The organism is Bradyrhizobium sp. Bra64, from assembly GCF_024519875.1.
Classification (GTDB): Bacteria; Pseudomonadota; Alphaproteobacteria; order Rhizobiales; family Xanthobacteraceae; genus Bradyrhizobium; species Bradyrhizobium japonicum_G.
This window is the reverse complement of record NZ_JALJRD010000019.1, coordinates 53,376-76,169: the sequence shown is the minus strand read 5'-3', so window position 1 is coordinate 76,169 and position 22,794 is coordinate 53,376. Positions and strand designations below refer to the sequence as shown.

The window sequence follows — 22,794 nt, the reverse complement described above, 5'->3', positions numbered from 1 at the left end:
GCTCCGCTGCGACTTGACGGGGAAAGTCAGCTTTCATGAAGCCCGAACTTCCGAAAGGAGAAACGCAGGTGCCACGGCAAGGACAACTGCTGCAGTTGAACTGGATCCGAGGCATCGCAGCGCTGCTCGTCGTGGCCTACCATTGCGAGGTGACCATGCTGATGCCGAAATACTTCGGGGTCAGCACGTTTCCATTGTTCAAGGCAGGCCATTCCGGCGTTCAGCTGTTTTTCGTCCTGAGTGGCTTCGTCATTTACCTGGCGCATCATCGCGATCTCGAGAATAGCCGCAGTGCCGTCGCAAGGTTCGCGGCGAAACGGTTTCGCCGCCTCTATCCGTCGCTTTGGATCGTGCTTGTTCCCCTGATCATCTTGTCGTTTCTCGGCTTCTCCACGAGAGTACCGAGCAGCACCGACGTCGCCCTGTCGCTGCTGATCTTGCCCGTAAAGGAAGAGGTCATCCTGGCTACGGAATGGACGCTTCGCCATGAAATTCTTTTCTACGCGATGTTCGTCTGCTTCCTGTGGAACCGGCGAATCGGATTCGGAGTTCTGATCGCGTGGGGCCTTGTCGGCCTGCCTCTCGCGTTGGTCGACGAGAAGGGCTGGCTTATCGATTTCATCTTCAACAACAACCATCTGCTCTTTCTCGCAGGGGTTGGCATTGCGTGGCTTTATGTTCGCGGATACTCCGCCGGCGGCCCCTACTTTCTCTTCGCCGGCCTGATCATTTTCGCCGTCACTTTCTACTTCGCAATCTCGAAACAGATTCCTGCAAAGGCTGAGCTTCTGCTGTTCGGACTGGGGGCCGCAGGAATCATCTACGGCGCGTGTTCGATGCCATCCCTGAACCGGCGAATTGGCCCGCTAGAGGAGGCAGGAGCGGCTTCATATGCGCTCTACCTCATTCATTATCCGCTGATCTCACTGCTTGTGAAGTTCGCGGTCAAACTTGACCATTCGATCGCGCTACCGCACGCCCTGTATTTTGTGACAATTTTGGTCGTCTGCCAGCTGGCCGCCGTGCTCTTCCATCATCTGGTAGAAGCCCCTCTGATGAAAGCCCGCTGGATGCAAAACCTGTTCGTTCCCGCCAAGGCGGCGGCGGTCACCTCGAGCTTTCAGGGACAATCTCCGAAAATCGCGGAACGCAACATGCCGGCGCCGTCTTCCGACTAATTGGGGTTTCAGTTCCCTTCCTTGGTGTGGTTCAGGGCGCCATTGCGCGGCCGCTCGCCGCCGCGAGCCAGTGACAGCGGGCGCTATATCGAATTCAGCAACGCAAGGGCCGACGAAGTCCACGTATAACGTGCCAGCCGGCCGGCTTGGCGTTGTCGCTCGAAGGCGGACAGCGGCCCCTTTTCGATCCGTTCGTGCATCAGAAGCGACAATTGCCCTGCATCCGTCGGGTTGCAGTATTCGGCTGCATCACCACAGATTTCTCGCAGCACGGCAATATCCGAAGCGATCACGGGGCAGCCGAACAGCATCGCCTCGAGCGGAGGCACACCGAATCCCTCATAGAAGCTTGGAAAGATCAATGCTGCCGCGTGCTGGTACAATGCCGCGATCGCCTCATCGGAGACCTGCCCCACACGCATCACTCGTTCATCGGGCATCGGACCGGAGTGCCGGAATACGCGCTCATCCTCCGCGCCGACGATCACGAGCCGATGGTCTGCCGGCATCGATTTGATCGCGTCCGTTGCGAGCCGGATATTCTTGTTCTTTTTCGTGGACCCAATCGCCAGAAAATACCTGCCCGGACCGAGGTCGAGCCTTTCGAGTATCGAAGTGTCCGGTTCGACCTCGGCGAGGTGCTCCGCACTATTCGAGCAAACCGTGATGGCGTCGGACGGGACACCGAGGACAGCCGAGAGTTCGCTCCGGGAGAACTCCGACACGGTTATGAGGTTCGCGGTCCTCGCGTAAAGCCGTCCAAGACCACGATGGAAAGACGCGTAGCTGCGGCTGAAGAACTCGGGGTGACGAAAGACCTGCGCATCGTGAAGCACGATATGATGCCGACGATGGAGCACGGGCCCGGAATTGGCCAGACTGATGAGAGTACCGTTCCGCGCCGCCACGGCGAGATCGATCTGATCCCAGGCATGCCCGGTGCGCGTTCCGACCCTTGCGATGTGAATGTGCTTCAGTGAAAGACGTTCTTCGGCGTTCGAAGGCACCAGAAGGGTCCAGCTTGCGTCGCTGAGCCGAGCAGGCAGCTGCTGTCGATCGATCAATTGATCGATTGCCTTGACGATTTCTGCGGCAAATCGCTGAACGCCGCTCAGCGATTGTGAAAGGAACCGACCGTTCAGGAAGACATCAGGCATGCTTCTAACGGCCTTGCGCGGCCTGCGGCGAGTTCGAACGGCTGAGAACCATGAGGGACCATCCGCCGACAAGTCGAACTGTGGCGTCGGGAGCGGCGCGAAACGCCAAACGTCGGGGCCATGCGGCCAGCCGCTTCTTCCAGGTCTTGTAGGATTGGTCGATCGCCCAAGCCGTATAGAAGCAATCGATCGTCTCCAGGCCGGATTCCGCAATCATCGACAACGCGCTATCCCGGGAGAAATAATGGATATGCCCCAACGTGCGACGGGCTTCGGGCAGCACCCAACCACGTCCGACCGCAAGAGCATTCATGTCGAGCGGGAGATGGATGACCTGCCAACGAGACATCTTCCCCATCGCCCTGAGGAATTCAAAGGGGTTCTCGACGTGCTCCACCACGTCGATCGCCATGGTCAGATCGAAATGCTTCCCGCTCTGAAAAGCATCCTGCATGCTGAAACTTAGATTTTCCGACGCTCGCTTGAGGGACAGCTCATGAGCATAGGGAGAAACCTCAAAACCTTCAAGTTTCGATTGCGGATACTGCTTGGACAGGATTCCGACGATCGCACCCGTCCCGCAGCCGATATCGGCGAGCGTTGCCCACGGGATAGCGTTGCGCTCCAGAATCGTCCGAATATGCGAGACCTTCCACGGCGCGTCTTCCTCGTGCCAGTTCGGATTGTCGGCCGCGTAGTCGTCCTGCCTGTACCTGCTCGTTGCGTCTGCCGCCGGCTGCTCCGTCGAGGAAGAATTCATACCGGTAGCGTCCTCACGCTTTCATAGAAGGCAACGACTCGCCGCCCCAGAGTGTCCTGATTGAATTCTTGCATCGCCGCGCCGGCGCTGTCCTTGTACGCCTCAAGACGCTCCGGATGATCCAGTATTTTCTCGATCGCGGCGCTCCAGGCTCTTACATCGCCCGCCTCCACAAGGATACCATTTTTCTCGTGTGTGATGAGTTCCGGTATTCCGCCGGCATTGCTCCCCATGACGGGAAGCCCCTGCCCGAGAGCTTCAACGATCACGCCGGGGGAATTTTCGAACCATATGGACGGCACGAACAGGAGATCGCTCTGCGCCATGCGGTTGGCGACTTCCTGCACCGAGACATGGCCGGCGAACTCGATCCAGCGATGATCACCGAAGCGCCGCCTGAGATCATCTTCGCTGGGGCCGGTCCCGACCAACGTCAGCTTGAAATCATGGCGTGCCGACAGCGGCTCGAGGGCCTGGAGCAGAACGTACAACCCCTTGGACTCATGCAGACGCCCGACATACAGGAAACGAACGGTTCTCGATCCTTCCTTCTCGACTGTCGGGTCCGGCGACTTGTTCGGGTTCAGGATGTGGTCATGGAGCCAAGTCTGGATCGGTTGAAATGCCGACAGCCGACGGAAAATTGCAAGCGAAGGCGACACGAATCCCAGTCGTGGAACGGAGCGGAGAAAGCCGAGCTTCGCTCTCGACGAAAACGCGCAAGGCGCGCATTGGCGCTCGCACTCGCGACCGGACTTGAACATCGCCATCCTCACGCAGGCGAGGCTGAGGTCATGAATCGTGAAGACGACAGGTATGTTCCTGGCACCGATCGCGCGAAGGGTATTCCAGCCGATGCCTTGCAGGACGTGTATGTTGACCATGTCGGGGACAAATTCGTCCAGCACCTGACGCATGATCCAGTTGTTGCGAGGGTCAAAATGGTCTTGAAGATGCCAGATGGATTTCTGCAGACCGGATTTTTGAGCAGCTTCAAACACCGCGTACGGCCGAGGCATGTGAATGCGCCAGACTTTGAGACCGTCAACGATCGCCCCCCTCACCTCGTCCTCCGGAGCCGGTGATGTGGTCAGGACGGCGACCTCATGGCCGTTCGCAACGAGCCACGCCGCCAGATTGCGCGCGGAAATTTCGGCTCCGCCTTGGACAAAGGGCGGAAAGAAAGCTGAAACGATGAGAATTCGCATGTACGTTCGTTACCTGACACAAGTGAGGGCGTAGATGGCCAGAGCAGCGACAAGAGGGTTAGTGGCACTTGCAGTCATCGCAGCGGGTTTGCTCTTCAGTAAAATCTATGCGGCTAATCAAACTACATCCTTCTGGATTGGCAAGCAGCCGTTGGCCGAGCGGGCCGAACGGCCGATAATCGGCATCGGCGTACACTTCGGGATAGGTGGAGAATATGGCTATTCCCCTCAGAAGACCGCGCTGACATTGCGATCCGACGCCTTTGATTCAGTCAGGGACGATCTCGCCTGGAGCTTGTTTCAGGCTGGACCGGCGATCGGCAACGCGGCCACTCAAGTGGCACGAGAACCAGCCAAGCTGTTCGATTTCCTGGATCGAACTCAAGCAAGGCCATTGCTCATCCTGGGTCATCCAAATCCTCTGGTTCCTGACGGCCAGCCCCCGCTGACCGACGTCGGCCGAAAGAGCTTCGGCGACTTCGCGGCGAAGGCCGTTCAGGCGACCGCCAAACGTAACCCGATTTACGAGATCTGGAACGAATGGAATATGAACGCCGTGCTGGGACGCCCCTTCCTGGTCGGCGAAGGCGACCCGAGCGATCCGCGCGCGGCGGCCAATTATTCCGCCCTCGCGAAGGAGGCGCTCGCAAGGATACGCAGCGTGGCACCCCAGGCACAGGTGCTGGTCGGGGCGGTCGGAATGGATCCCGACTGGAAGTGGACCATGGCGCTCGTTCGGTCCGGAGCGCTGGAAGGTGCCAGCGGCTTGTCCGTTCACCTCTACAATCATTGCGAGCGCGAGGTTTCCAACCGAACCGCAGAGGCTGCGATACATCAAGTCAGCTCCTTGCGGAAGTTGCTGGACTCCGCCGGATCAAACATCCCCATCTTCGTCACAGAGGTCGGATGGCCGACAACATCGAAGACCTGCCCGATTTCAACGCAAACTGCCGCGAACAATATCGCGCAATTTCTATTTTGGACTGCAGCCACACCTTGGATAAAGGGGGCCTGGATCTACGAAATGAAGGATCAGGGTTCTGATCCGACTGCCCTGGAAGACAATTTCGGGCTGTACGACTACGCTTTTTCACCAAAGCCTGCTGCATGCGCGACCCGCGAAGCCATTGCTATCATCAAGAGCATGGGCCCAATGAGACTTGAGCAACCCTTGCCCGGGCTGTTTGTGGTCGAGGCAACGACCCCTGGAGGAAAACAGCTGATCGCCTGGACCTCACAGGAAAAGACTTCGGCGACGCTCGAATTTCCCAACGACACAAAACCGGAATTTGCGCCGCTGTGTCAGCAAAAGACCACGTCGAGCACAATACGGCTAGGGTCCACCCCCGTCGTCATCACCTTGCCGACCACAGCCCCATTCGAACTGAAGGCCACATTGAATCAATGATCCCCGGTCGGCGGACGCCGGCCGGGCCTGTCGTACCGCGCTAACGTCGGCGCGCCCGGAGAGAGAATTGCTTTGCATGAAACCACCGAAGCGCGATGCAGGCCCGAGGCAAGCCGCGCTGCGGCTGGCGCCCGCCCGTTGCGGCAGGATGGGCGCATCGGCGATCGCGGGCACGAACATCCTGTGATGGACAGGCAATCAGTTGCGCTTCACCGGCCAGCGGTATGCAAGATCGCCGTCAATACGCTTCCTGATGGATCAAGGCCAGGGCCGTCTTGAAGATGATCTTGATGTCGAGCCAGATGCTCCAGTTACTGACGTACCAGACATCGTACTCGACGCGCTTTTCCATCAGATCGATCGTCGGCGTTTCACCGCGAAATCCATTGACCTGGGCCCACCCCGTCAGGCCCGGCTTCATATGATGGCGGTAGACATACTTGCTGATCATCGGATCGTAATAGTTGTCGTGTGCGAGCGCATGCGGACGCGGCCCGACCAAGGACATCTCCCCGCGCAGAACGTTCCAGAGCTGCGGCAGCTCGTCGATGCTGGTCCGCCGCAGCACGCGGCCGACACGGGTCACCCGTGCGTCGCTCCTCGTCGCCTGCGTGACGATATGGCCGTTCTCCGCCACCGTCATCGAGCGAAACTTCCAGATCTCGAACTGCTTGCCGTTAAAGCCGCGTCGAAACTGCTTGAAGATCACCTTGCCCCTGGAATCGAGCTTTATCATGATCGCGGCGGTCACCAGCAGCGGCCCCAGCAACAATAGCGCGAACGAAGCAATACCGACGTCGAGGCAGCGCTTCTGCGCCTGCTCAAACACGCTGAGCGGCGCACGCTGGATCTCGATCGCGACCGTGCCGCTGACGGGCTGGAACGGACGCGAGACCAGATCGGCGATCGGGAAATCCGGCAGCAGACGAATCGGCTGCGGAACCACGCGCAGGTGCTGGCTCAGCTTCTGGAGCAGCGGCATCTCATCCCAGTCGATCACCAGGAGATATTCCTCCACGTCAGCGGTCCGGGCCTGACGAATGATGTCACGAATCTCGCGATCCCAGCCCGCGCCCTCTTCCGAGGGCTCGAGCACGAAATGCCGCACAACGTTGAAGCCGTGCTTGCGCAGGTCCTTGAGGCGATTCGAGGTGAAATCCAGCGGCTTGAGGCTGAGCAGCACCACCTTCCGGTCGACCAGGCGCCCCTTGGCATAGCTCGAGGTGAGAGCCAGGCGCCACAGCACGCGGAGGCCACCCAGAGCAAGGCCGCCGGTTGCGGCGAACAGCAGCGTGGTCCCACGCGACAGCTCTGCAGACGATTTGAGCAGAAACGCTTCGACCGCGAGAATGGTCAGCGAGATCAGCCAGACTGCCAGAGCCTTGCGCAGCTGCCAGACCGTGCTCAGCAGACGATGGTGGTCATACACACCCTGGAAATAGGCGATCGTGACAAACACCGCACCGACGACAAGACCGGCGCCGACGGATGAATCCTGCTCGGCCGTGGCGAGCACGCGATACAGACCACTCGCCGTGAAGTAGCTGAGCAGCACGGCGACGAAGTCGCCGGCGATCAACGCGACCTGGAGGGGTCTCTGGAGAGCACCACGCCGGTTCGATATACCCGAATAGAAGTTTTCCGAACCGTAAGTTGCTACAGCCATCCGAACCTCGCTGCCTCGTCACACATTCGCAATCAGCAATTGCGAGTAAATCGATCTAAATTCGCGACGTGCGCCAAAGTATATCTTAACTAAACAAAGCGACATTGCGGCAGTGCACCGAAAAAATCAAATCGAATTTATGCAACGCAGCGTCGCTGCAAGAGTTGCCCAAAGTACTGTCACACACGTGACAATTATGCGTGCATCGCGCCGCATTTGCTATCAGATCGCGCCACGTTCGCACCGAAGTTCGCGCGCATTTGAACGGCTGTTCAACCATACCGCTTAAGCCGTTATTAGGTCGGCACCGTTAACACTCGTGACCAATTCGGGGAGTTTGTGTCGTGAGTACGGTAGCCGTTTTCAGTCTGCTGATCGGATCGTTGCTAGGAGGCCGATTCAGAATATTCATCCTGCCGCCCGCCATCGTTCTCGGTGCAGCCTTTCTCGGCGCAGGTCTGGCCTGGCAGGGGCATGATTCGGCTCACACCGTCGTTACGCTTCTCGTCTTTGCGGCGGTGCTGCAGCTTGGCTATTTCGGCGGCGCAGTGCTGGTCCGCGCGCGGGCGAACGCCTGTCGCGACAAAGCCGCGCCGTCGCTCGACGCCGGGAGTTTCGGCTAATCAGACCGGACGCGCAGGGATCGACAACTTGCCGCCCCCCGGCAGGTGATCGATCCGCCGCACAAAGGGACGTCAATCCCGCCCGCCCGGAGAAAAAAGCGACCCGCGGCGCCTCGATTTCGTCGCTAGCATATTGACATCTCGGGCGAAGCTCTCTGAAAGAGTTGGACCCAATGTCCACGACAGCGCCCCGAAATCCGCCCCGGCCGAAGCTACCGAACGGCGTGCGCATCTATGCGATGAGCGACATCCACGGCTGCGCGCATCTGCTCGAGCAGATGTTCGCCGTCATCGACGCGGACATGGCGAACAGCCGGCCCTATCGCGCCATCGAGGTCTTCCTCGGCGACTATATCGATCGCGGGCCGGATTCGCGCCACACCCTCGATCTGCTGATCAGGCGCAGCCGCCGCCGCAACACGGTGTTTCTCAAGGGCAATCACGAGGCCTATTTCACTTCGGTGCTGGAAGACCCCTCGCTCGCCACCGAATGGTTTCAGTTCGGCGGTCTCCAGACCATGATGTCATACGGCGTGTCCGCCGCACCGGGCCTCAGCAAGGACGAGCAGTCCGATCTCGTGCGCGAACTCGCATCCGCCATGCCGCCAGAGCACATCGCGTTCCTGCGTCAGTTGCGGCCGACATTCACCTGCGGCGACTTCTTCTTCGTCCATGCCGGGGTGCGTCCTGGAATTCCACTCTCAGAACAGCGCGAGGCCGATCTGCTGTGGATCAGGGACGAATTCCTGCAGAGCAAGAGGCGCTTCGGCAAATACGTCGTGCACGGCCACACGCCGGTGAAGCAGGCCGAGTTGCACGAGAACCGCGCCAACATCGATACCGGCGCGTATGCCACCGGAAACCTGACGCTGCTGTCCATTCAGGGCAACAGCATGCTCGCGATCTAGCCGTAAGGGCTCGCGGCGTCGTGGGCCGCGCCGGCCTTTAATTGGTGGGGCTCGTCGGCTGCCTATATTCCGGAAAGCGGCTCAGCATCGCCGCCTTCAGGAACTTGAAATGAGCGATCGAGGCGCCGAGTTCCTTGAGCCGCCGCTGGCCGTTCAGGATCTCCTTGTCGAACAGATCCTGATGGTGATTGTCGAGCGCCTCGCGCTCGAGATATTCGTCGTCGCCGTTGCCGAAGGTCACGGCGGCACGCGCCAGCACGTCTTCTACCCGCCGGTTCAGGCCCGACTGTTCCCGCTCGGCCGCGTGGAGGGCGTCCTCGATCGCGATCATAATGGCCTCGATGCGCGTGCGATCCGTTTCGGCGTCCCGCTCAGGCGAGCGCGCACGGAACGCCTGCTCTCCTCCGAAACGGTCCTTCAGGAAGTTATGGGTGCGAGCCCGCAGGAAGAGCTGGAACATGCGGTCATTTCCGGTTGAAGCGCCAGACCAGAAAATGGGCCCGGGATGGTTAACAAAGGTTAAACTCCCGAATCGTTCTGCCCGTTCGCGCGCCCGCGCGGGGGGACAAATCACATCGTTCCGTTGAGAGCGTCCAGTTCGGGATCAAGCGCTTGCTGCCATGTCGGCATCGCAATATCGAACCGTTCCCGCAGGCGCGTCAGATCCAGGCGCGAATTGAAGGGTCGCTTCGCCTTGACAGGAAATTCACTCGAAGCGATCGGAAGGATCTGCTTTACGGCAAACTTGGCCCCACGAGACTTCAGCCCGGAAACGATCGCGACCGCAAAGCCGTGCCAGCTTGTCTCGCCGGCGCACACCAGATTGACGGGGCCGCCCCGTCTATCGAACATTGCAGCAACATCCCCGTCCGCTGGTTGCAGCATCGCGACCATCGCGCGCGCGATCGCGCCTGCGGTTGTCGGACTACCGATCTGGTCGGCGACAATGCGCAGTTCTTCCCGCTCTCCTGCCAGCCTCACGATCGTTTTGAGAAAATTCGCGCCCGAGGCGGCGTAAACCCACGATGTGCGCGCGATCAGATGCGGTCCGCCCGCCTCGGCAATCGCCTGATCGCCAGCGAGCTTGCTCTCGCCATACACCGAGAGAGGGCGCGGAGTGCTGTCCTCACGCCACGGACGGTCACCGGATCCGTCGAAGACGTAGTCGGTCGAGAAGTGCACCAGCGGGATGTGGCGGCGCGCGGCCCATTGGGCGATAGCCCTGGGTGATTCAGCGTTGACACGAAATGCCATCTCGCGCTCGTCTTCTGCGCGATCGACCGCCGTATAAGCCGCGGGGTTGATGATCAGATCAGGCACGATCGCGTCCAGTTTTTCAGCGAGGCCCGCCGGCTGCGACAGGTCGAACGCCTCACGCGGCGGCGCAACGATGTTGGCGCGGTCCTGAAACTGCTGCAGCAGCGCCCCACCAACTTGCCCGGCAGCGCCGGTCAGAAGGATCTTCATGTCAGACCTCCCCATAGCGGGGGAGGCCCTTCACGTCTGCCAACAGCGGCGCCTCGGCATCCTTGGGTGAAAGTGACGGATCCGCGACAGCCCAGTCGATGCCGATTGCCGGATCGTTCCACCGCACTGAGATTTCATCCTTCGGACTGTAAAGCTCGTCGCATTTATAGAAGAAATCCGCAGTCTCGGAGAGAACGGCGAAACCGTGGGCGAAGCCACGAGGAACCCACAATTGCCTCCGATTATCTTCGCTCAGTTCAACGGCAACATGGCGCCCAAAGTTTGGGCTGCCGATGCGCACATCAACTGCAACATCGAGAACTCGACCGCAAAGCACCGTGACCAGCTTGCCCTGCGTGGCCGGATTCTGTAGATGCAGCCCACGCAGCACTCCGAAACGCGAGCGCGAGAGATTGTCCTGGACGAACGGCCGCGCAATGCCGTTCTGCACGTATCGCGCGAATTGATAGGACTCCAGGAAGAAACCGCGTTGATCACCGAATAGCTTTGGCTCGACGATCAGAACTTCGGGCAAATCCGTCGTGAGAACGTTCATTCGCAGGGACTCTAGCTCGGCGTCGACAAAAATCTTGTGCAGCGCACTCTATCTGATATTTTCGCGCTGGCAAACCAGAGAGGGCCGATGAAGGGAATAATACTCGCAGGCGGAACAGGTTCGCGCCTTTATCCCGTCACGACCGTGGTGTCGAAGCAACTGCTTCCGGTTTTTGACAAACCGATGATCTACTATCCGCTGTCGGCACTGATGCTCGCTGGAATCCGCGACATTCTCATCATCTCCACGCCGCAGGACAAGCCGCTGTTTCAACGCCTGCTTGGTGACGGAACGGAAATCGGCGTCAAGTTTTCGTATGCCTCGCAGGAAACTCCGCGCGGTCTTGCTGACGCATTCATCGTCGGCCGCGAGTTTGTAGGAGAGGATTCCGTCGCGCTCGTTCTGGGAGACAATATCTTCTACGGACATGGACTTCCCGAGTTGCTCGCCAAGGCCGCGGCTCGCAAGAGTGGCGCCACGATCTTCGGCTATGTCGTCAACACGCCCGAGCAATATGGCGTCGTTGAGCTCGGCAGTGACGGGCGCGCACGTTCGATCGAAGAGAAGCCCGCGCGACCGAAGTCGAACGTGGCCGTGACGGGCCTCTATTTCTACGACAATCGCGTGCTCGACATCGCCGCGAAGATCAAGCCTTCCGCGCGCGGAGAGATAGAAATCACCGACGTGAACAACGCATACCTCGCCAGTGGCGACCTGTTCGTCGAAGTTCTTGGGCGCGGGTTTGCCTGGCTCGACACCGGAACGCACGCCTCCCTGGTCGAAGCCAGTCACTTCGTGCAGATCCTGGAACAGCGACAGGGGCTGCGCATCGCGTGCCCGGAAGAAATTGCCTTGCGGCGCGGCTACATTTCCCTGGAATCCTTCTCGAAGGTTGCCGAGAAGACCGCCAAGAGCAGCTACGGCCAGTATCTGCAATCGGTGGCTCGCTCCTTCTCCGCTCACGGTCTGGACTGAGGCAAACGACTCATGCGCTTTGAAGGCTCCACGATTTTCGTCACGGGCGGTGCCGGTTTCATCGGCTCGGCAGTCATCCGTCATCTTCTTCGGGATACGCACGCGCGCGTCGTCAACGTCGACAAGCTCACTTACGCGGCAAATCTCGAGTCGATCCCGGGCGCCGTCGCAAATCCGCGCTACGCGTTCGAGAAGCAGTGCATTTGCGAAGCGCCGTCACTCCGTAAACTGTTCGAAAAGTACCAGCCCGTCGCGGTCATGAATTTGGCAGCCGAAAGCCACGTCGATCGCTCGATCGATGGGCCCGGAGAATTCATTCAGACCAACATCGTCGGCACCTTCACGCTGCTGCAAGAAGCCTTGCGGTACTGGAAAGGGCTGTCACCGGACCGGCGTTCACGGTTCCGCTTTCTTCACATATCGACGGACGAGGTGTTCGGCTCGCTCGGCAAGGACGGTTACTTCACGGAGACAACCTCTTACGCACCGAATTCGCCCTACTCGGCGAGCAAAGCGTCATCTGACCATCTGGTCCGCGCCTGGCGCGAGACCTACGAACTCCCGACAATGGTGACGAACTGCTCGAACAATTACGGGCCTTATCACTTCCCCGAAAAGCTCATCCCCCACATGATCATCAAGGGGCTGGCCGAAGAAGCGTTGCCGGTTTATGGCGACGGGCAGAACATCCGAGACTGGCTCTACGTAGAGGATCATGCCAAGGCGCTTGCGCTCGTGCTCGAGCGCGGCGTGATCGGCGAAACATACAATGTCGGCGGACGAAATGAGCGCAGCAACCTCCACGTCGTGGAAGGCATCTGCGATCTGCTGGATGAAATTTCGCCGTCCGGGACAGGTTCTCGGCGGAGCCTGATTTCGTTCGTTTCCGATCGTCCAGGGCACGATCGCCGTTATGCGATCGATGCTTCGAAGCTCGAGAGCCAGCTTGGATGGCGTGCGGACGAGAACTTCGAGAGCGGGCTGGCCAAGACCGTCCAGTGGTTCATCGACAATCGGGAGTGGTGGGAGAACATTCTCGGTCGCGGTTATCAGCAGAAGCGTATCGGCCTGGGCTAACCGCATTGGTGTCCTTTTGCGAAGGCTTGCCCAAGTCGGCGTGCAGGACATCGGCGGTTTGTTCGCATTGAATGCGACGGGCCCGCGAGAAATGGACGAATACTACTTCGTATGGATCCGTGGCCTCGACGGGCGCCCGAAGCCGCAGATTTGGGCCGCAGATCAATTTGACGGACCTGGATGGAAATTTCGGAACGTCATCGCGCGGCACGTTCTCGATGCGGCGGAACGCGGGATGGGTGCGGATCGCCTCGCGAAACTTTTCCCAGCGCCACCTGGTCAGGAAGAGTGCATCTAGTTTTTTCGACCTGACATGACTGCCGGACGCCACTTCGACTTCCACAATAGCCCAACGAGCAAGCCGCACGACTCCGTTTGACGTGTGATCAGCTTATGGATCGATTTTGCACCAACCAGGCCTTCCAGGCTCCTTCATGCTTTTCGTAGAGTTGTAGCCAGCGCTGCTCGCCGGCAGCCGGCCAGACATCCCGGCCGTCGGGCTCGGTCTGGCCCCCCGCCGGACCGAGTACCAATTCGCTATCGAGCCGTTCGAATTCGAACGTCTCCTCGCACGTCAGGCCGATCAGAACGCGCCGGCCCGCGGCATCGACGAAATATCGCCGGTGGGCGTTGTTTGTCGGGCTGATCATCGCGCGCCCCTCCCATAATGCCGGCCCCGCCCCCCAGCGCTCCGTGGACGACGTCGGCCCCCACATATCCGAAGTTGCAATCGCTCAGAATGCACGCCGCACCCTCGTCAGCGACGCATTCTGTGGAGATAGGGTCTGATCGTAAGGCTGATAGAGCGGATGACGCGTTCTGCGCCGGCGCGATCGCCACGCGCGCGTCGCGTAGCCTGAACCAAAGCCGGCGAGGATCGAGAGCAGGATCGCAACTATCATCATTCTGAAGTCTTCCAGTTGCTGAGCGCGGTATCTTCATGACCCAGCATTCTCATCTTCGAGTTGTGTCGACATCATGATGAGCGCTGCTGATCTTGTTGTCAGGCCGCGTGTTTTAACAGCACGATGGATGCGAATTGATCGCCTGGTCTGCGTCAGCCGAAGAAGTAGAAGAACAGTCTCACCAGCAGCAAGGTGATGAAATAGACCCAGCCTGCCATCGCGATCAGCGCTATGCTGAAAAACGCGCCTTCAAATGCTCGCTCTCTGAGCTTGGTGAGAGGGAATGCCGCTCGCGCTTTCTGAAGCATCTCGATCTTCTGAACGGTCCGTTGTTGTTGGCGTGATCATAGCCGCGTGAATTAGACGATCTCGTGACGACTCGCCCGAGAGTAGCGCAACACTGCTCGTTGAGATCGGCGCGGCATGCTCGCGCCGCGATCGACCGATTCTCGGTCGCATCGTCGTGATCGTATCGGACGTTGGCACGATCATGATTGGCTGGCATTGACAGTCACAGGTTTGCCGCACGGCAACGATTCCGAATCTCACGCAAGAGCTGACGCCGCTGGAATAGGCGCCGTCCTTCCTCGCCGCCAAGCGTGAGTGCTCACCGATACTGTCTCTCCGGATTCCCGAGCGAGTCGAGCCTGCACAACAGCACGCGGTCGGCGCGGCGTATTGGTCTTCCAATGAACGTTGGGTCGGGACTTCGAGGAGCCGGACGAAGTGCCGGAACATCCTCGACCGAAATCGAGGATAAGCGCGGATCGACCTCGGCTGATCAGAACACCCGTGGTTATACGGAGCGACGCGCATCGATTTCATGCTGGTAAGGTTGAGCGGTTAGCTTAATTCGCGTTGTTTGTTGCGAAGTCTCTCCCATCGCTTATCCATCCTCTCGCCGGACTTCCCCAAGGCCCGGCCCACCCAAGCAAGGCCGTCCAGCGAACATGGTCCGCTTGGCGGCTTTGTCGTCATGTCAACGAGAGGATCATTTTGGTTATGGCGCGCAAGCCCTGGTCGTTCAAGGAGGATCGCCGGCTCATGGAGTTGGCCAAGTCTTCGACTTCGCTGGAAGAGGCGGCGAGACAGCTTGGGCGATCGCCTGACGCGATCAAGCGGATGGCCTTGCGGCTCGGCCTGTCGTTGAAATCGAAGGGTGCGAAGAAGGGCTGACGGCACGAACACGATCTTGCCCAAGCGGAACAGCCGGCCGCCCGGTGCGCCATATCCGCCAGGACTTACAGCGGCTTCGGTTGCGTCATACGTCGCCACTCCCCTCGCGGGCGATCAGGCCGAACCTCACTTCGGGGTCGAGACCTTAACGATATTCTTGGCTTTCGGGAGCGTCGCTCCGATCGAACCGTTATGATGCTGCAATGCGTCGAAACCATCTCATCGCAGCTACAGTTATCTGCCTTGCGCTCATCGTCTACGCCATACTCGTCAAACGTGCTGGCAGACCGGCGCTCATCGGCCACGCCGAAGCCTATTGGGTGGTGATCATCGAGCGATTCAGCGCCTACTGTCTGCTGGGCTTTCTGCTGTCTTTCCTGCTGCCCGGCCGAATCAGGCTGGCTTGCGCCTTCGTGATTGCCGTCGCAGTCGCGCTAGAGGTTTTCCAGGCGGTAACGCCTGCCCACGATCCCCACTTGATCGATGTGCTACAAAAGGCAGCCGGCGGCGCTTTCGGCGTCATTCTCGCCCAGACGATTCTGGCCTTTCTGCCGAGGTCGCCGTCCTAGTCGAGTCTCATGGCGCGCGAGCTAGGTGCTGCCGGTCAGCGGAGCCACACGGGGCCAACGAATACGCTCAACCCATAAGCCGAGCCTATCACGCACAGGCTGATCGACAAATTTCGTCGCAACGTACGCAGCGCCGAGGCAAGTGATCACCTCCAGCACGATCGAAAGGGCGAGCGCCATTTTGCCAAGGGCAAGAGTTTCCTGAAAATAGAAGAAGATGCGCGTGATCGGGTAGTGCACCGCGTACAGCGGATAGGAAAGCTCTCCAGCGAACCTGCATGCCTGCCTCCAGCCCGGCGGCACGGCTGTCCCGGCGCCGCCCCATATCAAGACCGGGAATACGACAAGAATACATGCAACATCGTACATCGGGTGCTGGGGCAAAGGTGCAATGAACACACCAACCAAAACCACGACGGAGGCGACGGCCGTAGGACCGCTGACGATGGATACCGTTCCGATCCTCGACATAAGGACGCCGGCAAAAAATGAAAAGCCGACACGGAGCAAACCAGCATAGACTTCTCCGGTTCTTGCTCCCAATTCGAGGTCGCCCTGTTCGAGCGACACCACAACCAGTCCTACCGCGAAAAGAACCGCGAGGATTGAGAGTACGGGTATGCGTAGCCACCGAAACGCGAAACAGTAGACAACATTTGCCACCACTTCATAGAACAGAGACCAAAGAGGGCCATCAAACGGAAAGACGGATGCGGTCAACGGCATTCGGCCAAAGGGCAAAAGCAGCAACCCACATGACAGCACCAGGGCCATTTTGGTCAGGTCCAGCGCATGCCCTCTCAAGAGGCCGCCAATTGAAACAGCGGCGCCGACAAGGGTGCCCAGAATGATCATCGGCCAAAGACGGACGAAACGCCGCAACAGGAATTCAAACTTGAAAGAAGGATCTTCCAACCGCATGCCGTAGGCACGATCGATGACGAAGCCGCTCAACAGGAAGAAGAAGTCGACGGCAAGATACGCGTGAATTGCCATACTTGCGATCTGCAGGGATCCGGCAATATGGTAAATCAGCACGGCAAGGGATGCGATAGCCCGATAAACATCAAGAATAGGGTAGTGCCGGCTTCCCGGAGATTTCATTGCTCAAACGCCATTCGGAAACATATAAAAAACGCCGGCAAGAATATGGGAAATTAGCGGTCAGCCAAGATTAAACCTTTGGCAATGGGCGCTCGCTTTTCGCCTAGGTCGCCTTGCCAACCGCCGGCGCCGTTCTCGCCGGGATGGCCGCCCGTGCGCATCTTCGCATGCCGCTTGCTTGCCAGAAGATCCGCAGCATGCGCCTCGCCGAGCGATGCTGTGCCTCGGATCAGGCTTTCCGCCGTGTCACACGCCGCTTCGGCCTTGCCAGAACCTGGACTCGTTCGCGGCACTAGTTGGTGCTCTTGAACTCCGCCTGCAATTTAGCCATGTCGGCGCTTGCGACCGCCGCAAGATCGCGCAGGAGCGCAACAACTGTCGCACCCCCACGGGGCCGCACCGGCTGTACGACCACCTGATTCGAAGAGGGCCGGCTTGCCGCCTAAGCGGCGGACTTACGCCATTCCGCGCCCGAGCCCTTCCCGCTCGGCAGCGCGAACGCCGGACATCTGCCGATGGGTATCGCGCAACGCCGCGATCGCCTCATCGAGATCGAATTCGGCTTCACGAATGGTCTCGAAGAACCGGGCCATCAATGCGGGGGTCAGCTTGACGCGGGTGTTCCCGTCGCGGCTCTTGCGGCGATCGAGCGACAGATGCAGCGCCTGCACCCTGGCTTCGGCAGCGTTACAGCCGCTGAGTGTCGCAAATTCGTCATATGTCATCCAGATCTGAGGCATGTCCCTGTCCGCCTTTTGTTATGGGCGCCAACCTAGATTCCACGTCTAAAGGCACTCTTGCCGCAGCGCGGCCGGGAAGCGTTTTCGCGACAACAGCGTCAATGCAAAGCTAAAGCGCAGGATCCTCAGGGAACGGGCGTCTTGGGAGGCACAAACGGGTGGCGCGACCGCGAACGGCCGTCGATGCCCTTGGGCAGCTTGTCTGCATTGAGCTTCACGACCGCACCTCTGGCGTCAGCGGCCGGCGCCTCGTCCTGGCTGTAGATCAGCGTCGCCTCGAACTTCACATCGGGCGCCTGGTCGGCCTTTCCGGAACAGGTCGCCATCGCGCCGCTGCACACGCCCGAGAGCCTGACCTCGACCTCGTCGGGTCCGAACACGGTCGGCGGGCCCTCGGAATGTCGCCGCGTGGTCAGAACGGCCGTGAAGCGTTGCTCGTCGACCCGATAAGAGCCGCCGTACGTGAAGAAGCAGTCGCTGCCCGAGATTCGCCCTTCGGCCAGATGCACGACGCCGGTGCCCTGACCGCGCGGGGTTCTGAACCAGGCAGCATATTTGCCGTCTCTCAGCATGAAACACCCGTCGTGAAATTCATCCGTATTTGCAGCCAACTCTGGGGCGCGACAATGACCGGTGCGGCGAGTATTCCGCCACGGTTAACGCCCTGCAAAGTCAACCCGTCAAATTGCTGCCGAGGCTCGAGCCGAAGCCGGCCGCGACCTCAAAACAATTCTATGCCGTCATCGGCGGTCTCGACCGCCTCGACCCGGCGCGCCGCCGCGATCGATGCCAGCCCCAGGGTTCGAAGGAATTCCCGGTGAACGTCCCGCTCGCGCTCCATCGTGTAATGCGCGAACAGATCGTCGAGCATCGCTTCGTCGTCCGCATGGAGCTGCGGCCGCTGCGAGCCGTCGCTCGCGGCCTCGAGGCGCCCGGCGACCGCGGGCAGCGCAGCGGAACCTTCACCGAGCGTGGTCATCAGGCCCAGCGCCGAATTCATCAGCCCCTCGAACTCCGCACCTTCGGCGACGAGCCGGCTCATCAGCTTGCCAAGCCGTTCGTTGCCGGCCTCGACCTCGCGGAGCGCGTGGAGGATCTGCGGCTCGAGCTTGGCGAGCTGCGTGGGATCTCCCTGCACACGGAGCTCCTTCAGCTCCCTGGCCGAGCGCTCGATCCCGTCGAGCACGGGCCTCAAGCGCCCCGCGCCCGCCGAGACCTGATCGGCAGTCGCCTTGAGCTCGTTGGCGATGACGACGAAGGCGCTGCCGCGGCTGCCGAGATGGCTCGCCTTGAGGCCAGCATTCATCCCGATCAGCGTGATGTCGACCGTCGCCTCGGCGAGCCCGGCGATCGCCTGGCGAAATTTTGTCAGCGTGTCCTCGACGATCGCCAGCGCCTCGTCGACCGAACGGCCGGCGCCGTCGCAGGTGGCGATCAGGGTCGAGGCGTGCGCCAGCGTCTGCTTGATGCGCGCCAGGAACGACGACGAGCCGCCGTCCTCGCCGCCGAACAATGTGCGGCCGTGGCCGACGACGCTTCCCGCATCGTGCAGGATGGCCGTCAGCGCGCGGACGATCTGGCCGATGTCGCCGCCGAATTCGCGCTGGGCGTCCCTGAGTTGGGCCGCCTGCAAATGGCAGACCGCGCGCGTGCCGTCGTCGCTCGCAACCGGTTCAGGAACGAGGCCCGGAGCGGAGCCGGACACACGGGAAAGGCCGTGGGAGACGTGCTCCAGGCGTTGGCGCGTGCTGTCGCCGGCCTGCAAGGAGATGATCGCACTGCCGACCGCCTCGGCGATCCATTTGGTGCTGGTGCTGGCAAGTACGGCGAGCTGGCTGCTGCTGCGGCGCTGGTCGAGCAATCCCGAATAGGCGGCGCCGAGCTCAGCGCTCTCCGAAACCAGTTGATTCCCGTAGCGGCTCTCGAACTCCCGTTGCCGGCCGGATGCGGTGGCGACGGCTTCCGACAGGCGCTGCTGATCCCGCGCGCAGCCCTCGATCGAGCCCTGCACGGCCCTGCCGAGATCATAAGCCTCCTGCGTGAACGCCAGAAAGCCCTCGCGGTCGCCGTCGAGCGAAGCGGCCTCGATCCGCGCGCTGCGCGCGATGATGGTGATCATCTGGACGTGCTTGAACAGCGGCTTGAGCAGCGCCGACGCCTCAACGGTGCTCGTGCCGATCGTCGCAAGCAGGGCGCTCTCGGCCGGAAGCGCCTGCGCAAGCTCGCTGAGCCGCGCGGCGATCTCCTGTAGCGCCGTTGCGGCGCCCTCGATCTCGGCGCCCGCGAGTTCCTCGGACAGCGTCGCGAGGCCCTGGTTCAGCTCCTTGAAGATGAGGTGGCCGCGCCCCAGCTCCTGACCGACGCGCGCGAAGACGTCCTCGATCCGAGACGAGACGTCGTCGACCGCGGCGGTCGCTTCAATGAGCGTGTTGGCCGGCATGGCGGACATGACCATCAACCTGTCAGGGCCGTATGCCCGGCCTGGTACCAGAGCATGATCTCGCGCGGGATATGGTGCAGCGAGACGATTTTCTCGACACCGCCATGGGCAATCGCTTCCTTGGGCATGCCGAACACCACGCAGCTCTCTTCATCCTGCGCCCGCGTCGAGGCGCCGAGCTTGCGCATCTCCAGCATGCCGCGCGCGCCGTCGTCGCCCATGCCGGTCATGATCACGCCGAGCGCATTGGCGCCGGCATGCTGGGCGGCCGAGCGGAACAGCACGTCCACGGACGGGCGATGCCGCGACACCGGCGGGCCGTCCTTGATCGCGATCTGGTAGCGCAGGCCGATACGCTGGAGCAGCATATGACGGGCGCCCGGCGCGATATAGGCGCAGCCCGGCAGCACCGGATCGCCGTCCTCGGCTTCCTTGACCCGGATCTGGCAGACGCTGTCGAGACGCTTGGCAAAGGCCGCTGTGAAACCGGCCGGCATGTGCTGGACGATGACGATGGGCGGACAGTGCGGCGGCAGCATCTCGAGGACGTCGTTGAGCGCTTCGGTCCCACCTGTCGATGCACCGATGCAAACGATGCGTTCCGTTGTCGGCCGCGCCTTGCCCTGCACCGGCGGCGGGATGATGGCGTCGGCCGTCAGCTTCTTTTCGATCACCCGACGTTCGGTGCGCGGGCGCACCCGTGCGCGCGCCGCCGACTTCACGGCCTCGCGCAGCCGCATCGAGCATTCGAGCAGCGCCTGCCGCGTGTCGATCTTCGGCTTGGGCACGATGTCGACTGCGCCCGCCTCGAACGCCTCGAACATCACGTTCGAACCTTCCTCGGTGAGCGAGGAGCAGATGATCACCGGGATCGGACGCTGCGCCATGATCTTGCGCAGGAACGTCATGCCGTCCATGCGCGGCATCTCGATGTCGAGGATCATGACATCGGGGATCTCGTTCTGGAGACGTCGCGCCGCCGCAAACGGATCGGAAGCCGTCCCCATCACCTCGATCTCGGGATCCTCATTGAGGATCGTTTGCAGGATTTGGCGCACCGACGCCGAATCGTCCACGATCAGTACGCGAACTTTCTCCCTCGGCATTCTGGTTGCGCTCCGGCTAGACCTGGAAAATGGTTGGCTGAACTTGCTTCAAACCCGGCACTGCACTGTGAATCATCGATTCCGAATGTCCGACCAGTAAATAGCCGCCGGGCCGCAGATGATTGCAGAGTTGCTCGACAACTTTGCGCTGGGTCGGCTTGTCGAAATAGATCAGGACGTTGCGGCAGAAGATCATGTCGACGTCGCGATCGACGGGATAGGATGCATCCATCAGGTTCATCCGCATGAAATGCACCATGCGCCGCAGCTCCGGCACGACCCGTACCTCACCACGCGACTTGTCCCGCGACGACAGGAAATATCGCTTCACGAAGTGCTCCGGCACCGGCGCAAGCACGTCGCGCGCATAGATCGCGGTCTGGGCGAGGCGGAGCACCGCGGTTGAAATGTCGGTCCCCAGGATACGGTACTGAAACCGCGAGCCGTTTCTTGTCATGTCGTCCAGCACCATGGCGGTGGTGTAGGCTTCCATGCCGGTCGAGCTCGCCGAGCTCCAGACCTTCAGGTTCGCACTCTTCCGTCCATGCGATTTGAGCAAAGCGGGGATCGCGACCTCCCGCATGAAGGTGAAGTGCTGGGGCTCGCGGAAGAAGTCGGTCTTGTTGGTCGTCACCACATCGATGAGTTGAGTGAGCTCGTTATCGAAATAATCCGGTTCGAACAGGTTGTCGACATACTCGTTGACGTCGGAGAAATTCAGCGCGCGCACGCGCTTGTGCAGCCGCCCCTCCAGCATCAGCCGCTTGCCCTGCGGGAGTTTGATACCGACCTGGCCTTCGATCAATTCGGCGATGGTCCGGAAGTGGCGGTCCGAAAGATGGACGGCCGTATCCTGCATTGCAGGCATCATCGTTGCCTGCCCCCGTCCGGGATGGCCGCCTGCATCGAATGTCGGGCCGTACGGGCCATCTTCAATCCCACGCGTTTACGCAATCACTGGCGACCGATCGGCCTATTGGTGACGGATGGACCGATCGCTTGACGGGTCTCAGCGCTGGAACTCGGCGTCCCGATCATCCTCGCCGTCGTTCATGTCGAAGGCAAAGCCGCCGCCACCGGCCGCCTTGACGGCCCGCACCGGCTTGGCCTGCGGCTTCCTGGCCGGACGCTCGACCGCCGCCATGGTGGCTGCCTTGGCGCGCAACTGGTTGACCGCCCGGTCGATCGGCGCGGGGCCCTTTCCGCCGTGCTCAATGCGGAAATAGGCGATGGTGGATTGAAGCTGCTCGGCCTGGGAGGCGAGCTCCTCGGAGGTCGAGGACACCTGCTCGGAGGCGCTGGCGTTCTGCTGGCCGACCTTGTCGAGTTGCTGGATCGCCTGGTTGATCTGGGCCGAACCGACGTCCTGCTCGCGGCACGCCACCGTGATCTCCTCGACCAGCTCGGCGGTCTTCTTGATGTCGGGCACAAGCTTGGCAAGCATATGGCCGGCTTCCTGCGCCACCTTGACGGTCTCGGTCGAGAGCGTGCCGATCTCGGCGGCGGCCGCCTGGCTGCGCTCGGCAAGCTTGCGCACTTCGGAAGCCACGACGGCAAAGCCCTTGCCATGCTCACCGGCGCGCGCGGCTTCGACCGCCGCGTTGAGCGCGAGCAGGTCGGTCTGGCGTGCGATCTCCTGCACGATCGTGATCTTCTCGGCGATGGTCTGCATCGCATTGACGGCGCGGCCGACCGCGGCGCCGCTGGCCTCGGCATCCTTGGCCGACTGCGCGGCGATCTTCTCGCTCTGGTTGGCGTTGGCGGCGTTCTG

Annotated in this window: 24 protein-coding genes; 8 read left to right on the top strand and 16 right to left on the bottom strand. The window is 60.8% G+C overall.

The genetic code is table 11. The features are described 5' to 3' along the window. The first annotated feature begins 35 nt into the window (after nt 1-35). A complete protein-coding gene (locus tag NR187_RS32115) occupies nt 36-1,178 on the top strand; it encodes an acyltransferase (RefSeq protein ID WP_211381861.1) in 1,143 nt (380 codons plus the stop codon). Nucleotides 1,179-1,261: 83 nt separating this feature from the next. Here the strand turns inward: NR187_RS32115 and NR187_RS32110 are convergent, their stop codons facing one another. Genes NR187_RS32110 through NR187_RS32100 form a run of 3 tightly spaced genes read right to left on the bottom strand, consistent with a single transcriptional unit; the run spans nt 1,262 to nt 4,303 of the window. After that, the gene (locus tag NR187_RS32110; RefSeq protein WP_211381860.1) at nt 1,262-2,335 is read right to left on the bottom strand and encodes a glycosyltransferase family 1 protein; all 1,074 of its coding nucleotides are present in this window, start codon (nt 2,333-2,335) and stop codon (nt 1,262-1,264) included. A gap of 4 nt (nt 2,336-2,339) precedes the next feature. Continuing rightward, on the bottom strand, nt 2,340-3,095 hold the full coding sequence (locus NR187_RS32105) for a bifunctional 2-polyprenyl-6-hydroxyphenol methylase/3-demethylubiquinol 3-O-methyltransferase UbiG (RefSeq protein WP_211381859.1): 756 nt from the start codon (nt 3,093-3,095) through the stop codon (nt 2,340-2,342). Further along, entirely contained in the window at nt 3,092-4,303 is a 1,212-nt protein-coding gene (locus NR187_RS32100; RefSeq protein WP_211381858.1) for a glycosyltransferase family 4 protein, read from the bottom strand. The genes NR187_RS32105 and NR187_RS32100 overlap by 4 nt, the downstream gene beginning before the upstream one ends. Before the next feature lie 34 nt (nt 4,304-4,337). On the opposite strand from NR187_RS32100, the gene NR187_RS32095 reads away from it, so the two are divergent. Next, complete coding sequence (locus NR187_RS32095) at nt 4,338-5,711, top strand: cellulase family glycosylhydrolase (protein WP_211381857.1); 1,374 nt, start codon at nt 4,338-4,340, stop codon at nt 5,709-5,711. A gap of 238 nt (nt 5,712-5,949) precedes the next feature. Here the strand turns inward: NR187_RS32095 and NR187_RS32090 are convergent, their stop codons facing one another. Further along, nucleotides 5,950-7,377 (bottom strand): undecaprenyl-phosphate glucose phosphotransferase, encoded by a 1,428-nt coding sequence (locus NR187_RS32090; RefSeq protein ID WP_211381856.1) that lies wholly within the window; start codon nt 7,375-7,377, stop codon nt 5,950-5,952. 344 nt (nt 7,378-7,721) lie between these two features. Here NR187_RS32090 and NR187_RS32085 point away from each other — a divergent pair, with 344 nt between their 5' ends. Continuing rightward, nucleotides 7,722-8,000, top strand: a complete 279-nt coding sequence (locus NR187_RS32085) for a hypothetical protein (RefSeq protein ID WP_211381855.1) — start codon at nt 7,722-7,724, stop codon at nt 7,998-8,000. 173 nt (nt 8,001-8,173) lie between these two features. Next, nucleotides 8,174-8,908, top strand: coding sequence for a metallophosphoesterase family protein (locus NR187_RS32080; RefSeq protein WP_211381854.1), 735 nt, complete (start codon nt 8,174-8,176; stop codon nt 8,906-8,908). A gap of 37 nt (nt 8,909-8,945) precedes the next feature. On the opposite strand, the gene NR187_RS32075 is transcribed toward NR187_RS32080, so the two are convergent. The 3 genes from NR187_RS32075 to rfbC all read right to left on the bottom strand — a co-directional run bounded on the left by NR187_RS32075 (nt 8,946) and on the right by rfbC (nt 10,931). After that, on the bottom strand, nt 8,946-9,368 hold the full coding sequence (locus NR187_RS32075; protein ID WP_211381853.1) for a hypothetical protein: 423 nt from the start codon (nt 9,366-9,368) through the stop codon (nt 8,946-8,948). Between the two features lie 110 nt (nt 9,369-9,478). Further along, nucleotides 9,479-10,375, bottom strand: a complete 897-nt coding sequence (gene rfbD, locus NR187_RS32070) for a dTDP-4-dehydrorhamnose reductase (protein ID WP_211381852.1) — start codon at nt 10,373-10,375, stop codon at nt 9,479-9,481. Nucleotide 10,376: 1 nt separating this feature from the next. Beyond that, nucleotides 10,377-10,931 (bottom strand): dTDP-4-dehydrorhamnose 3,5-epimerase, encoded by a 555-nt coding sequence (gene rfbC, locus NR187_RS32065; RefSeq protein WP_211381851.1) that lies wholly within the window; start codon nt 10,929-10,931, stop codon nt 10,377-10,379. 87 nt (nt 10,932-11,018) lie between these two features. Between rfbC and rfbA the strand changes: the two genes are divergently transcribed. Then, nucleotides 11,019-11,906, top strand: coding sequence for a glucose-1-phosphate thymidylyltransferase RfbA (gene rfbA / locus NR187_RS32060; protein ID WP_211382415.1), 888 nt, complete (start codon nt 11,019-11,021; stop codon nt 11,904-11,906). Nucleotides 11,907-11,918: 12 nt separating this feature from the next. Beyond that, nucleotides 11,919-12,983, top strand: a complete 1,065-nt coding sequence (gene rfbB, locus NR187_RS32055) for a dTDP-glucose 4,6-dehydratase (RefSeq protein WP_211381850.1) — start codon at nt 11,919-11,921, stop codon at nt 12,981-12,983. 386 nt (nt 12,984-13,369) lie between these two features. Here rfbB and NR187_RS32050 read toward each other — a convergent pair whose 3' ends face one another. Both NR187_RS32050 and NR187_RS32045 read right to left on the bottom strand, forming a co-directional pair. Continuing rightward, nucleotides 13,370-13,633: a hypothetical protein gene (locus tag NR187_RS32050; protein WP_211381849.1), complete on the bottom strand. Its 264-nt coding sequence runs from the start codon at nt 13,631-13,633 to the stop codon at nt 13,370-13,372. 407 nt (nt 13,634-14,040) lie between these two features. Beyond that, nucleotides 14,041-14,196 (bottom strand): hypothetical protein, encoded by a 156-nt coding sequence (locus tag NR187_RS32045; protein ID WP_211381848.1) that lies wholly within the window; start codon nt 14,194-14,196, stop codon nt 14,041-14,043. Nucleotides 14,197-14,890: 694 nt separating this feature from the next. On the opposite strand from NR187_RS32045, the gene NR187_RS32040 reads away from it, so the two are divergent. Both NR187_RS32040 and NR187_RS32035 read left to right on the top strand, forming a co-directional pair. After that, nucleotides 14,891-15,064 (top strand): hypothetical protein, encoded by a 174-nt coding sequence (locus NR187_RS32040; protein ID WP_211381847.1) that lies wholly within the window; start codon nt 14,891-14,893, stop codon nt 15,062-15,064. Between the two features lie 203 nt (nt 15,065-15,267). After that, nucleotides 15,268-15,633: a VanZ family protein gene (locus NR187_RS32035; RefSeq protein ID WP_211381846.1), complete on the top strand. Its 366-nt coding sequence runs from the start codon at nt 15,268-15,270 to the stop codon at nt 15,631-15,633. Nucleotides 15,634-15,654: 21 nt separating this feature from the next. Here the strand turns inward: NR187_RS32035 and NR187_RS32030 are convergent, their stop codons facing one another. The 7 genes from NR187_RS32030 to NR187_RS32000 form a co-directional block, all read right to left on the bottom strand. Next, nucleotides 15,655-16,737 carry an acyltransferase gene (locus NR187_RS32030; protein WP_211381845.1) on the bottom strand — a complete coding sequence of 361 codons (1,083 nt, stop codon included), beginning with the start codon at nt 16,735-16,737 and terminating at the stop codon, nt 15,655-15,657. Between the two features lie 455 nt (nt 16,738-17,192). Then, a complete protein-coding gene (locus NR187_RS32025) occupies nt 17,193-17,477 on the bottom strand; it encodes a hypothetical protein (RefSeq protein ID WP_211381844.1) in 285 nt (94 codons plus the stop codon). A 125-nt stretch (nt 17,478-17,602) separates the two neighbouring features. Beyond that, nucleotides 17,603-18,049 carry a hypothetical protein gene (locus NR187_RS32020; RefSeq protein WP_211381843.1) on the bottom strand — a complete coding sequence of 149 codons (447 nt, stop codon included), beginning with the start codon at nt 18,047-18,049 and terminating at the stop codon, nt 17,603-17,605. 149 nt (nt 18,050-18,198) lie between these two features. Continuing rightward, a complete protein-coding gene (locus NR187_RS32015; protein ID WP_211381842.1) occupies nt 18,199-19,926 on the bottom strand; it encodes a chemotaxis protein in 1,728 nt (575 codons plus the stop codon). A gap of 5 nt (nt 19,927-19,931) precedes the next feature. Then, nucleotides 19,932-21,023, bottom strand: coding sequence for a chemotaxis response regulator protein-glutamate methylesterase (locus tag NR187_RS32010; protein WP_211381841.1), 1,092 nt, complete (start codon nt 21,021-21,023; stop codon nt 19,932-19,934). Between the two features lie 16 nt (nt 21,024-21,039). Then, nucleotides 21,040-21,894, bottom strand: coding sequence for a protein-glutamate O-methyltransferase CheR (locus tag NR187_RS32005; RefSeq protein WP_211381840.1), 855 nt, complete (start codon nt 21,892-21,894; stop codon nt 21,040-21,042). Between the two features lie 138 nt (nt 21,895-22,032). Then, nucleotides 22,033-22,794, bottom strand: a 762-nt coding sequence (locus tag NR187_RS32000) for a methyl-accepting chemotaxis protein (protein ID WP_256809061.1), incomplete at its 5' end; no start/stop codon positions are given.

Bases quoted from the DNA above. Each gene is read 5' to 3' on its own strand.
- rfbC (WP_211381851.1), bottom strand. From the start codon at position 10,931: ATGAACGTTCTCACGACGGATTTGCCCGAAGTTCTGATCGTCGAGCCA.
- NR187_RS32030 (WP_211381845.1), bottom strand. From the start codon at position 16,737: ATGAAATCTCCGGGAAGCCGGCACTACCCTATTCTTGATGTTTATCGG.
- NR187_RS32035 (WP_211381846.1), top strand. From the start codon at position 15,268: ATGCGTCGAAACCATCTCATCGCAGCTACAGTTATCTGCCTTGCGCTC.
- NR187_RS32090 (WP_211381856.1), bottom strand. From the start codon at position 7,377: ATGGCTGTAGCAACTTACGGTTCGGAAAACTTCTATTCGGGTATATCG.
- NR187_RS32005 (WP_211381840.1), bottom strand. From the start codon at position 21,894: ATGATGCCTGCAATGCAGGATACGGCCGTCCATCTTTCGGACCGCCAC.
- NR187_RS32110 (WP_211381860.1), bottom strand. From the start codon at position 2,335: ATGCCTGATGTCTTCCTGAACGGTCGGTTCCTTTCACAATCGCTGAGC.
- NR187_RS32050 (WP_211381849.1), bottom strand. From the start codon at position 13,633: ATGATCAGCCCGACAAACAACGCCCACCGGCGATATTTCGTCGATGCC.
- NR187_RS32095 (WP_211381857.1), top strand. From the start codon at position 4,338: ATGGCCAGAGCAGCGACAAGAGGGTTAGTGGCACTTGCAGTCATCGCA.
- NR187_RS32115 (WP_211381861.1), top strand. From the start codon at position 36: ATGAAGCCCGAACTTCCGAAAGGAGAAACGCAGGTGCCACGGCAAGGA.
- NR187_RS32025 (WP_211381844.1), bottom strand. From the start codon at position 17,477: ATGCCTCAGATCTGGATGACATATGACGAATTTGCGACACTCAGCGGC.
- rfbB (WP_211381850.1), top strand. From the start codon at position 11,919: ATGCGCTTTGAAGGCTCCACGATTTTCGTCACGGGCGGTGCCGGTTTC.
- NR187_RS32075 (WP_211381853.1), bottom strand. From the start codon at position 9,368: ATGTTCCAGCTCTTCCTGCGGGCTCGCACCCATAACTTCCTGAAGGAC.
- NR187_RS32040 (WP_211381847.1), top strand. From the start codon at position 14,891: ATGGCGCGCAAGCCCTGGTCGTTCAAGGAGGATCGCCGGCTCATGGAG.
- rfbA (WP_211382415.1), top strand. From the start codon at position 11,019: ATGAAGGGAATAATACTCGCAGGCGGAACAGGTTCGCGCCTTTATCCC.
- NR187_RS32010 (WP_211381841.1), bottom strand. From the start codon at position 21,023: ATGCCGAGGGAGAAAGTTCGCGTACTGATCGTGGACGATTCGGCGTCG.
- NR187_RS32020 (WP_211381843.1), bottom strand. From the start codon at position 18,049: ATGCTGAGAGACGGCAAATATGCTGCCTGGTTCAGAACCCCGCGCGGT.
- rfbD (WP_211381852.1), bottom strand. From the start codon at position 10,375: ATGAAGATCCTTCTGACCGGCGCTGCCGGGCAAGTTGGTGGGGCGCTG.
- NR187_RS32105 (WP_211381859.1), bottom strand. From the start codon at position 3,095: ATGAATTCTTCCTCGACGGAGCAGCCGGCGGCAGACGCAACGAGCAGG.
- NR187_RS32045 (WP_211381848.1), bottom strand. From the start codon at position 14,196: ATGCTTCAGAAAGCGCGAGCGGCATTCCCTCTCACCAAGCTCAGAGAG.
- NR187_RS32080 (WP_211381854.1), top strand. From the start codon at position 8,174: ATGTCCACGACAGCGCCCCGAAATCCGCCCCGGCCGAAGCTACCGAAC.
- NR187_RS32100 (WP_211381858.1), bottom strand. From the start codon at position 4,303: ATGCGAATTCTCATCGTTTCAGCTTTCTTTCCGCCCTTTGTCCAAGGC.
- NR187_RS32015 (WP_211381842.1), bottom strand. From the start codon at position 19,926: ATGTCCGCCATGCCGGCCAACACGCTCATTGAAGCGACCGCCGCGGTC.